This window comes from Chloracidobacterium sp., assembly GCA_016715795.1.
Classification (GTDB): domain Bacteria; phylum Acidobacteriota; class Blastocatellia; order Pyrinomonadales; family Pyrinomonadaceae; genus OLB17.
The window spans coordinates 1430107-1441628 of sequence record JADJXP010000002.1 but is presented as its reverse complement, the minus strand read 5'-3'; the positions used below and the strand labels follow the sequence as shown (position 1 = coordinate 1441628).

Here is an 11522-nt window from a genome sequence, read left to right as displayed (position 1 = left end):
GTATCACGGTTTTCACAGAAATAAAGCAGAAAAAAGCCCCGCCCTTCGGCGAGGCGTTCGGCCTGATACGAGATACATCCTACGGATTCTTCGCCGGTGCCGGCGATGATTTTGGCGCCGGTGAAGTTGATCCGTCGGCGTCGGCGGTGCGGCCGGCTCGGGTGATGGCGATCCGTTTCTGGGCGTTGGGGCCGTCATTGACTTGGACCTTGATAGTCCGGTAGGTGCCGTCGCGGCGGTCGTTTGACGGAATGTAGCCGATGGAATACTGCGTGCGAAGCTCGTTCGATATCTCGCGGGCGAGATTCGGAAGTTCCGCGGGGCTTGACGGGAAGTATGCCTTGCCGCCGCTCTCGGTAGCCATCCGTTCAAGAAATGCACGAGCTTTTGCTTGCGGGCTCTTGCTGATAAAGCCACCGTCCTTGCTTAGTTCATCGACAAACCCGACAACGTAGATCTGGACCTCAGATTCACGCAGTAGGTCGAACAACTGTTTCTCATTATAGAAGCTGCTTCGGTCCTCGCCGTCCGTGACGAGGATCAGGGCGCGACGCTTGCGGTCTTCGTTTCGCTGCGAGGTCTGGTATTCGTCGATGCTCTCGACAGCGAGGTAGACGGCATCAGTGATCGCGGTCTGGCCGCCCTCGATGTACATATTCTCGAGAGCATCATTAAGGTCGGTCTTGTTGGAAGTAAACTCCTGGAGGATCTCGATCTTCTTGCTGTCGACAAACCGAATGATGAGTGTCTCGTCATTCTGGCGGTTCATATTAACGAGCACCTTTCCTGCCTCGATTACCTTTTCCAACTGCGAACGAAGAGAGCCGGAATTATCGACGACGATGCCGTAGTTTGTCGGCACTTCGGATTTTGAGAAAAAATCGATCTGCTGTAGCTTGCCGTCTTCGTAGATCCGAAATGCGTTCTCCTGCAAATCGTTGACTGGCCGGTTATTCCTGTCGACGACGCGGACGTTGAGGTTGACCAATTCTGTGTCGATCTTGATGATCTCGTCCGGATCGTCGATACGAGGTGTCGGCTTGACCGTCGGTGAGCCTACCGGTGTCGGAGTCGGGCTCGGAAGGCCTTCGGCGGCATTCGAGACCGGTGAGTCGGTCAGAAGCAGGCATGCGAGCAACGTCGTGCCCAGCATCGGCAATATGCTTTTGTTCATCGTGGCAAACCTAGCGATATTTGGTATTTGGCGTCGCATAGTAGCCCTCGCGACTGCGGACGGTTAGACGCGGCAAACCCCTGGGAGGTTTGACCTTAACTTTTACTTTACGCCATTTTCCGTTTGGTTGGAAGTCTTTTGGTATGTAGCCGATCGTGTACTGATGCCGGAGTTCGAGCGCGATCCTCTCGAATATCTCATCCATCTCAACGTCCGACTGCGGGTAGAACGACTTGCCGCCGGTTACCGAACTGATCTCGTCCAGAAATGCCTGACCCTGCATTCCGAGAGTCGAACTTGCGTCGCCTCTGTCCATAATGCCAACGGCATAGGTGACGACATCTGACTCTTTCAGCAAGCGGCGCACCTCGCCAAAATTATATCGCGACGCATTGTCCTGGCCGTCGCTTATGATCAGCATTGCTCGCTTTTGATGGCTTCCTCGTGTGACACGTTCGACGCCCAGATAGACGGCGTCATATAGCGCAGTGTCGTCTCGAGGTTGAATAAGAGTCAGCTTTCTCAACACCGCTTCGCCGTCGCGCGTTCGGTCGAGAAGCAATTGGGCACGCGAATTGAATGCGATCAGGAAGTATTCGTCAGAAGGATGACTGGTGTTGATAAACCGTTCGAGGGCGTTGCGTGCCTTGCCGATCTTTTCGCCGCTCATCGACCCCGAGACGTCGAAGAGGATGCCAAGCGACACCGGAGCGTCGCTGTCGCTAAAGAAAGTGATGTCCTGTGGAAGGCCGTCATCAGTGACGGAAAAGTGCTTCTTCGAGAGGCCCGAGACATAACGGTTAAATTGGTCGGTGACCGTCAGGGTTAGTGTGACAAGGTCTGTCTTTATGCGAACGGGCGCATCAGGATCGTCGGGTGGGGTCTCAGACGGCAGCTGCGCGAACGACGCTAACGCACAGCATAGAAATACTCCGCACGTTGCCACGAATCGACAAACCGATGCCGAAAGTCGGCGAGAAACTACTTGAAAATCGCCCATCTAGACTTCTGTAAGGTCAGCCATATTCTATGGAACTTGGTTGGCCGTTAGCAAGATGTTTCTTTGATGCCCGCGTCCGATTCTCGGTTGTTTTGCTTTGGATAAAATCCATTTGGTGGTGAAACAATTCAATAGTTTCGGCGTGATATAATCGTGCAGATCGATCAAAGGGTGTCAGGGCACAAATTGGTTCGATATATCTATGACCGAATTTATCTGCCGGCTAGGTACGCCGTCGGGGGAAATCGTTACGCGGATCGTTGAGGCGGCTGCCGCCTCGGACGCTCGCGCTCGGCTCGAGAATGAGGGCTTTAAGGTGTTTGCGGTGTCAAACGCCAGCGAAGGGCTCTCTGCTGTCCTTTCGTCTGCCAGCCGCAAAGGCCGCGTCAAGCAGGCAGATTTTCTTCTCTTCAATCAGCAACTATCGGCATTGCTCCGTGCCGGTATCCCCATCCTGCAGGCTATCGGACTGCTCAAAACACGCTCGGCCACGGCGAATCTGCGTGCAGTGCTCGTCGATGTCGAAGACAAGATCAAGAACGGCATACCGCTATCTGAGGCGTTTGAGTCTCAGGGAATGTTTCCCCGCATATACACGGCGTCGATCCTCGCGGGAGAGCGGAGCGGCGCCCTGGATGACGTTCTGGCCAGGTTTGTAACGTATCTCAAACGCAGTGTCGGTGTCTCGCGCAAACTGCGCGGGGCTCTGGCGTATCCGGCGTTCCTGCTTCTTGCATCGACGATGATGGTGGCGTTTTTGACGCTCTATATCGTTCCCCGAATGTCGGATCTGTTCAAGAGCCTTGCAGCGAAATCGTACGCTGCCGACGGTCACGCTGATCGTGCTGTGGATATCGAACGCGATCATCAACAATATTTATTGGCTTGCCCCGCTGCTACTGATAGTCGGGCTGGCGATATTTGCGTGGCTCCGCACTCAGGCCGGTAAGCTGATGCTGCACAAGGCTTTGCTGAGAGTGCCGATCGGCGGGCAACTGATACGCAATATGACCACTGCCCAGCTTTCGCGGTCGCTTTCGACGCTGTTGTCAGGCGGCATTACGGTGCCCGAGGCGTGGGAGATATCGGCGCAGGCGATCAACAATCTCGAATTGCGTCGCCGCAGCCAAGGCGTGCTGCCGATGATCCGAGAGGGGCGCGGATTCACGGATGCTCTTGAGAAGGCCAACTGGCTGCCCGAATTAGCACTCGACATGATCGGCATCGGTGAGGGCTCAGGTTCCTTGCGTGAGATGCTCGATGAGGTGGCCACGTTCTACGACGCGGAGGCCGAGGTGAGGCTCGAGCAATTTACGACACTGCTCGAACCGTTGATACTGTTGTTCATGGCCGGCATCGTCGTTACCATATTGCTCGCTATCTACCTGCCGATCATACAGATGATCTCGGCCGGGCCGGTAGGCGGACGAAAATAGATTGAAATGAGCACTACTACGAACGGCGATCAGACGTACACATCGTCGCCAAATATCCAGATGAATGACTTCCTCGATAAGGAACCACCCGAGGTGACCGAGGCAAAGTCGCTGGCAAAACGCTACCGAATGCCGTTTATTGACCTGTTGCCGCCTGAGCAGGAATCGCCGGTGGATATTGAGGAATTGGCGGTCATTCCGGTCGATCTAATGCTACGGAATCAGTTCGTGCCGCTCCGGCGTGACGGCAACAACCTCCATGCGGCGATGGCCGATCCGACGAATCTCGAAAGGCTCGATGAGTTGGAGAACGTTCTGAATGTCCGCATCGTGCCCTACGTCGCGACTGCCGGTGCAATCGATGTTGTTCTCAGAAAAGGCGACTCGACCTCGCGTGTCTTGGCTGAGGCCGCATCGACCTTCAAGATATCGCTCGTCAAGGAGACCGAGCAGGGCGAAGAGGTGCTCGATCTCGACAAGCTGGCGTCTGACACTGAAATGTCGCCGATCATAAAGCTCGTCGACACAATACTTTACAACGCGATGGAATCGCGATCGTCAGATATTCATATCGAAACGCGCGAGCGTGATGTTCAGGTCAAATTTCGCATCGACGGGGCTCTCTACTCTAAGGTCGATCCGATCGACATAGCCTTTCACCAGACGCTGATCTCGCGCATCAAGGTTATGTCTGAGCTCGATATTGCCGAACGCCGCATCCCGCAGGACGGGCGTTTTCGGGTGCGGTACAAGGGCCGCACGGTCGATTTTCGTGTCTCAATAATGCCAACGATCTTTGGTGAGGACGCGGTTATTCGTATCCTCGACAAAGAGCAAATTAACGAGTCGTTCAAGAATCTGAATCTTGATGTCGTCGGATTTGACGATGACGATCTCCAGCGTTTTCGTCTTTATATTAAGGAACCATACGGCATGGTGCTCGTTACCGGGCCGACGGGTTCCGGTAAGACGACGACGCTCTACGCCGCTCTGAACGAGATCCGTAACGACGAGGATAAGATCATAACGATCGAGGATCCGGTCGAGTATCAGCTTCACGGGATCGTGCAGATACCGGTGAATGAGAAAAAGGGGCTGACGTTCGCTCGCGGACTTCGTTCCATCCTGCGTCACGACCCGGACAAGATAATGGTCGGCGAAATTCGTGACGAAGAAACGGCACAGATCGCCATCCAATCCGCGCTGACCGGCCACCTCGTGTTTACGACTGTTCACGCCAACAACGTGATCGACGTTATCGGCCGCTTTCTAAACATGGGCGTTGAGCCGTATAACTTTGTCTCATCGCTCAACTGCGTGCTCGCCCAGAGGCTCGTTCGCTTGCTTTGCCCGACTTGCAGACGTCCTTACGAGGCGACTGACGAAGAACTGCTGTCGTCCGGTATCCGTCCATCCGACGCACAAGGCCGGTCATTATTTCGGAGCGTCGGGTGTGACGCCTGTAATCACACCGGCTACCGAGGCCGCTCCGCGATCCATGAATTACTTGACATGTCGGATCTCATCCGCGAAATGATCATCGAGCGCCGGCCGGGCTCGGAGATCCGCCGACAGGCCGAGAAAGAAGGCCTCTCATCCTTGCGCGAATCTGCCGTCAAGAAGGTCTTTTCGGGCCAAACGACGCTGCATGAAATTAACCGCGTGACGTTTGTGGAAGAAATTCGACAATAGCTGGCCAGCGGTGGTTCATGCTCGCCGCAAGCGCTGTATAGTCGGCGTCATCCGCGACTGATCAACCTAGAGTAAACGGACGGATCTACATTGCCACCGCTGACGACGAGACAGATCGTTTTACCGATAAACCTCGCCTGATCTTGTAGGACTGCACCGAGGCTAAGGGCTCCTGTGGCCTCGCACTTGAGATTTGCTAGATCATAATAGAGCCTGACAGCCTCAACGATCTTCTCTTCAGGTACCTCAGCGATCTCTGTCACTCCGTCTCTGATGATCGGCCACGTTAGGTTACCGAGCGAGAGTGTGCGCGTGCCGTCGGCGATGGTTTGTGGTTCGGTAGCGTTGGCGATAAGTTCGCCCGCTCGCAAACTGCGGGCGGCGTCGTTTGCGAGCAGCGGTTCGGCACCGATGATCTCGGTGGCCTTGCCGTTTCGTGCAAAACTCTGGATCGTGCCCGAGATCAGGCCGCCGCCGCCGATCGGCAGCACGACCGCGTCGAAATCGTGTGTCGCTATCTCGTCGCCCAGCATCGAGTTGCCGTCGATCACGAGTTGATCATCAAACGCGCTGGCGAGATATGCATCAGGTCGTTCGTTGGCAAACTGTTCGAGTCGGTCGGTCCGGCTGATGACCTTAACGTCTATCAGATCGGCTTCCGCACCGTACGCAAGTACGGCATCGACCTTAACCTTTGCTGAGTTATGCGGCATTATGACGGTGCATTTTCGCCCCAGCAGTTTGCACGCATAGGCAAGGGCCTGTCCGAAGTTTCCCGATGAGACGCCGACAAACTCGTCATTCGGCGAATTCAGCACGACGTTGTATGCAGCGCGGAACTTAAAGCTCCCCGTGTGCTGAAACGTCTCGCTGGCGATGGTCACATCCAGTCCAAGGTAATCGCGGAGTTTTGCGGATTTAATGAATGTCGTAGGTCGAATGGCGTCGCGGAGTGATAACATAATGACTAGCCACAAGTTTAGAGCGAGTCATTTTGCCGGGCAAGTTAGATCCGGAGTCATGCCGTATGCCAAAGAACTACGATAAAGAGGTCGCCGAAACGCTCGATATGATCTTTCGCCAGGCGCAGATGCAGTTTGGCAGCGCTATTAAGTCACGCTGGTTTCACGACGGCGACGGCTGCCCCGGCTGCGGCGGCGAGATCAACGTGATGAAATACAAGAAGAAAGATGCGCTGTCGCTCAATGCTTTTATCTTCCGCGAACATGGCGTTCTGATCGCCTATTTTCTCTGCGGCAAATGTGGGAAGAAGGTCATTGGAGCGACCAGCGAGACGCCACTTCACGCCGAGATCGAAAGGAATCTTAAAGCGGCGTTCATCAAGCATTTGGGACACTAAGGCCATGTCAAAATCGCATTTTGGGATGATCGGCCTCGGCACGATGGGGCGAAACTTTCTGCTCAACGTCGCGGAGCACGGCATCAGCGGCGTCGGTTACGATCTCGATGCGGCGAAGCGTGCCCTGCTGCTCGAAGAGGGAGCAGGAATACCGGTCGCAGTTGGCAATGATCTGCCGGATTTCATCTCAAAGCTCGAATCTCCACGCAACATCATGCTCCTTGTGCCCGCCGGGCCGATCGTTGACAAGGTTATCGGCGACCTCGTGCCGCATCTTGACGAGGACGATTTGATTATTGACGGCGGCAACTCGCACTTCACCGACACCGAGCGCCGCGAATCCGAACTGACGGCAAGGGGTATCGGTTTCATCGGGATGGGCGTCAGCGGCGGCGAAGAAGGTGCCCGCCACGGCCCGTCTATCATGCCCGGCGGCCGCCGCGAGTATTACGGCCGTATCGAGAAGATCCTTCAAGCTGTTGCTGCAAAGGTGAATGGAGATCCATGTGTTGCCTATATCGGTAGCGGCTCGGCCGGCCATTTTGTCAAGATGGTCCACAACGGCATCGAGTACGGAATGATGCAGTTGATCGCCGAGTCGTATGACCTGATGAAACGAGTTCTCGAAATGGACTCAGATGTGCTGAGCGAGACCTTTGCCGCATGGGGCAGCGGCGAACTCAACTCTTTTCTTATCGAGATCACGGCGACGGTGCTTGCGAAAAAGGATGCTGATACAGGCAAACCGCTCGTGGAACTGATCCTAGATACTGCCGGCCAGAAGGGAACCGGCAAATGGACATCGCAGGCCGCGATGGACTTCGGTGTGCCGGTTCCGACGATCGACGCCGCCGTCACCATGCGGCAGATCTCGGCCCAGAAAGAGCTAAGGGGAAAGATGGCACACAGATATTCCAACGATCTCACGGAGCACCACACGTCGGTCGAGGCAGACGATCTGAAGAACGCCTTGTTCTGTGGGTTTGTGATCGCCTATGCCCAAGGCCTATCGCTGCTGCGGGCGGCCTCAACCGAAAAAGGCTATGGCCTCGACGTAGCGGAGATCGCAAAGATCTGGCGCGGCGGCTGCATCATTCGGTCCGCCCTGCTCGAACAGATCCGCGAGGCCTACTCGGCGACGCAGGATCTCCCTAATCTCTTGCTCGACGCGGCCTTGGCGCCATACCTGGTACAACGAATGATGTCGTTGCGAAAGGTCGTGTCGGCATTGAATGGCCACGGCATTCCAGGTATGGGCTTTTCATCCGCTCTCGGCTATTTCGACGCATTCCGTGCCGGACGCCTGCCCGCTAACCTCATCCAGGCACAACGCGACTACTTTGGCGCTCACACCTACCAACGCACCGATCGCGAGGGCACGTTTCACACGCCGGATTGGGAGACGAGCTAGATAACCGACCAAGCACCATTGGTTCTCAGCAGTTTGCTCATAAGCTGTGCATGTATCGAATGCCCGCTCTTTTCGGCGGTGAATTTGCCTTGGACGGGCATTCCGAGCAGCGCGAGGTCGCCGATGATGTCGAGTATCTTGTGGCGGACGAACTCGTCGGTGAAACGGAGCGGTGTTTCGTTGAGCATACCCTGTTCCGTGAGCACAATGGCGTTGTCGAGTGAGCCGCCTTGAGCGAGATTAGCCTTGCGCAACGTCTCGATCTCATGGGTAAAGCCGAATGTGCGTGCGGAGGCGATCTCGCGGCCAAACGAGCCGTTGTCCAACGTGAAAGTGAGAGACTGTCTGTTAATGAACGGATGAGGAAAATCGATCAAACATTCGATCTCAAATCGCTCTGCCGGTTCGACCGACATTCGGCGGCCACCCTGATCGATCTCGACTCGCTCCATTATCTTCAGCGTGTGTCTGGGCGAATCCTGTTCGAGCGTACCCGCGCTCTCGATGAGATCGACGAAGGCCTCGCTCGAACCGTCGAGGATCGGGATCTCGATGTTGTCGATCTCAATAAAGCAATTGTCAATACCGGTGCCACGGAGGGCAGACAGGAGGTGCTCGCACGTCGAAAGCACCACGCCTCGTCGCATTAGCGTGGTCGCATACGCACAGTGTGATATGTATTCGACCGACGCCGGTATCTCAAAATTATCGAGATCCGTGCGGACAAAGATGTAGCCCGTATTCTCCGGCGCTCCCCGCAGCGTCATATTCACATCGACACCTGTGTGGAGCCCGACGCCTGAGACACTGATCGATCTTGAGAGAGTCGTTTGGTTTGCCATTCGAGTATACCCTAATCAATCGGCGTGCCATCGTGAAAAGGCGACAAAACGGTTCTAGGTGACATGAATCTCCTATCGTTTTGTGGCGTGGCCGCCACGCGCTGTGGCGCGATTTACTATTACCGGCTAACCAATTACAATCTACACCAAGTTATGCCCATAGAGACCGCCGGCCAAAAGGCCGCGAAAGTTAGCAAAATTCGCATCGAGAACACTGCGTCGTTTGCGTTGCCAAAAGATCATGAGGCGAGTATCGAGAAGGCACTCGACTTTTTGCCGATCGAGCAGATCCGTGGCGTCGAGCGCATCAAGCTTGTCGATTACATAAACGACCCGAGGCTAAAGAACCTCGATGTTCCGATCAAGGGCGACCTGCCCGGACTGTATCACCCGCGAATGCAGAACAGCGCCCCGTGGTTTGAGATGTCGATGGGAGCGCTTCTGCAGCCAACTGAAGGCTTCTTTAAGCGGTTCATGGCGAAAAGCTCCTTCAAAGGCAACCTCGCCGGCCTGATATTTTCGCTTGCCGGCCAGCATTACTATCTGACGCTTCGCCACTCAGTCAAGAAAGGCAGCCTCGAACCGCAGATACGCCAATATGCCGAAAAGAACCTGAAGCTATGGAGCGAGAAACAGGCTGAGGGAAGCTGGCGGGCGAAGTTGTTCAAACCTTTTAGGCCGATATTAGAACGCTGGGCGAAGTGGCTGAACAAAAAGGCAGCGGCAGCGAAGAAATAGAAAAATTGCCGCAAAAATGCGTAAGAGACACAAAACATAGAACTCTTTTGTGCATTTTGCGCCCTTTCGAGGCCAACCGAATCTTATGAACTACTGGATGGTGAAACAGGAGCCTACCGCGTATTCGTGGGACGACTTTGTTAAAGAAGGCAAGACCGACTGGACCGGCGTCAGGAACTTTAAGGCTCGAAATTTCTTGCGTGATATGAAGAACGGCGACAAGGTATATTTTTATCACTCGGTCGTCGGCAAAGAGGTCGTGGGCATTGCGAAGGTGACGAAAGAGGCCTTTCCCGACCCGACCGACACTGCGTGGCACGCCGTCGAATTGACGCCCGAGAAGCCACTAAAGAAGCCGGTCACGCTCGAAGCTATCAAGGGCAACAAAGCCCTCGCAAACATCTACCTCGTCCGTCAGCCACGATTCTCGGTGATGCCGCTGACCAGGGACGAGTTTGAAGAGATCCTGAGCATGTCGAAGTAGCCGGGATGCGGTTATCTCGCCTGCGTCTTTCTATGTTAAAAGCCGCCGTCGATCACTACCACGAACTTTTAGATGACGCCGACCTCGCCGAGTCGTCTCTTCAGTTGCTCGACGCGGAACTTGACAGGACGAAGCTGATCTTCGGCGGCCGCCGCCTCACGCCATACCTCAGGCCTCATTTTGTTTCTCGGGACGATTGGGAACGTGTAAGCCGGACGTGCGAAACCGTATTTGATGCTCTCCAAAAGGTTAAGGACGCCGCCGTTGAGGATGACGCTTTACTTGACGAATTGGGCGTTACCGCAACCGAACGCGATCTGGTGAAGATCGATCCGGGGTACGCGCACGTCTCTCCGACTTCACGACTCGACTCGTTCCTGACAGATGAGGCTTACAGCTATGTCGAATTGAACGGTGAATCACCCGCGGGTATTGCCTACGCCGACTCGGCCTCGGAGATATTCAGGTCGCTGCCGATAATGAAGCGATTCGGCGAGCGCTTCGCATTTTCGGGGCATGATGGACGGGCAAAAATGCTGGACGTGCTCCTGGCGTGCTACGAGGAGTTTCTTGGCCGTACCCCTGAGCGGGCGCCGACGATAGCTATCGTCGACCTCAAGGATCTGCCGACGCAGAAGGAATTTGAGCTGTTTGCTGAGTATTTCGAATCGCAAGGCTATCCGTCGGTCATTTGTTCGCCCGATGAACTCGAATATGACGACACTTGGCTGACCAACGATGGCCGGGTGATCGATATCGTTTACAAGCGTCTGCTCGTCAATGAATATCTGCCGATAATGGACGGGAATCCCGATTTGTTGAACGCTTACCGAGCGGGTCACGTCTGCATGGTCAATAGCTTTCGCAGCAAACTGGTGCATAAGAAAGCGATCTTTGCGGTGCTGACGAACGAACGTTATTCGCATCTGTTCACCGCTGCCGAATTGGATGCCATTAAGGCACATGTTCCGTGGACACGGGTGTTTCGCGGCGAAAAGACCGTTAATCGCGGCGACACGATCGATCTTGTTGAGTGGACGCGAGCAAATTCACAAAAACTAGTCCTTAAACCGAACGACGACTACGGAGGCCATGGCATTTATATCGGCTGGAACTCAAGCCAGTCCGAATGGGACGACGCGATCGCGGTAGCCCTCAGCGATGGTGATTACTTGGTGCAAGAGAGGGTTAAGACCGCTAAGGAGATGTTCCCGATGCTCACCGACGATGGTGGCTGGCAGATGGTCGAGCAGCTCGTGGATCTCGATCCGTTGTTGTTCCTCGGCAAGGTCGGCTCGGCATTTACGCGGCTGTCATCGACCGAACTCGCCAACGTTTCATCCGGTGGCGGCATGGTGCCGACATTTATAATCAATGAAAAGTGA

11 protein-coding genes are annotated in these 11522 nt (G+C 55.0%); 7 read left to right on the top strand and 4 right to left on the bottom strand.

Translation table 11 applies throughout. The features are described from left to right. Positions 1-79: 79 nt before the first annotated feature. Together IPM59_11595 and IPM59_11590 are read right to left on the bottom strand one after the other, a co-directional pair. Complete coding sequence (locus IPM59_11595) at positions 80-1174, bottom strand: VWA domain-containing protein (GenBank protein ID MBK9216219.1); 1095 nt, start codon at positions 1172-1174, stop codon at positions 80-82. Between the two features lie 10 nt (positions 1175-1184). Beyond that, the gene (locus IPM59_11590) at positions 1185-2174 is read right to left on the bottom strand and encodes a VWA domain-containing protein (GenBank protein ID MBK9216218.1); all 990 of its coding nucleotides are present in this window, start codon (positions 2172-2174) and stop codon (positions 1185-1187) included. A gap of 202 nt (positions 2175-2376) precedes the next feature. Between IPM59_11590 and IPM59_11585 the strand changes: the two genes are divergently transcribed. Together IPM59_11585 and IPM59_11580 are read left to right on the top strand one after the other, a co-directional pair. Then, positions 2377-3123: a type II secretion system F family protein gene (locus IPM59_11585; protein ID MBK9216217.1), complete on the top strand. Its 747-nt coding sequence runs from the start codon at positions 2377-2379 to the stop codon at positions 3121-3123. Between the two features lie 547 nt (positions 3124-3670). Then, complete coding sequence (locus tag IPM59_11580) at positions 3671-5302, top strand: type II/IV secretion system protein (protein ID MBK9216216.1); 1632 nt, start codon at positions 3671-3673, stop codon at positions 5300-5302. A gap of 47 nt (positions 5303-5349) precedes the next feature. Here the strand turns inward: IPM59_11580 and IPM59_11575 are convergent, their stop codons facing one another. Then, entirely contained in the window at positions 5350-6264 is a 915-nt protein-coding gene (locus tag IPM59_11575; protein ID MBK9216215.1) for a threonine/serine dehydratase, read from the bottom strand. Positions 6265-6329: 65 nt separating this feature from the next. Here IPM59_11575 and IPM59_11570 point away from each other — a divergent pair, with 65 nt between their 5' ends. After that, positions 6330-6662 carry a hypothetical protein gene (locus IPM59_11570; protein ID MBK9216214.1) on the top strand — a complete coding sequence of 111 codons (333 nt, stop codon included), beginning with the start codon at positions 6330-6332 and terminating at the stop codon, positions 6660-6662. Between the two features lie 4 nt (positions 6663-6666). Then, positions 6667-8073 (top strand): NADP-dependent phosphogluconate dehydrogenase, encoded by a 1407-nt coding sequence (gndA, locus tag IPM59_11565; protein ID MBK9216213.1) that lies wholly within the window; start codon positions 6667-6669, stop codon positions 8071-8073. On the opposite strand, the gene IPM59_11560 is transcribed toward gndA, so the two are convergent. Beyond that, a complete protein-coding gene (locus tag IPM59_11560; protein MBK9216212.1) occupies positions 8070-8915 on the bottom strand; it encodes a UDP-3-O-acyl-N-acetylglucosamine deacetylase in 846 nt (281 codons plus the stop codon). The two genes, gndA and IPM59_11560, sit on opposite strands and share 4 nt — an antisense overlap. A gap of 153 nt (positions 8916-9068) precedes the next feature. Between IPM59_11560 and IPM59_11555 the strand changes: the two genes are divergently transcribed. The 3 genes from IPM59_11555 (at position 9069) to IPM59_11545 (ending at position 11522) form a co-directional block, all read left to right on the top strand. Beyond that, on the top strand, positions 9069-9653 hold the full coding sequence (locus IPM59_11555) for a hypothetical protein (protein ID MBK9216211.1): 585 nt from the start codon (positions 9069-9071) through the stop codon (positions 9651-9653). Between the two features lie 85 nt (positions 9654-9738). Next, complete coding sequence (locus tag IPM59_11550) at positions 9739-10137, top strand: EVE domain-containing protein (GenBank protein ID MBK9216210.1); 399 nt, start codon at positions 9739-9741, stop codon at positions 10135-10137. Between the two features lie 32 nt (positions 10138-10169). Then, on the top strand, positions 10170-11522 hold the full coding sequence (locus IPM59_11545; protein ID MBK9216209.1) for a hypothetical protein: 1353 nt from the start codon (positions 10170-10172) through the stop codon (positions 11520-11522).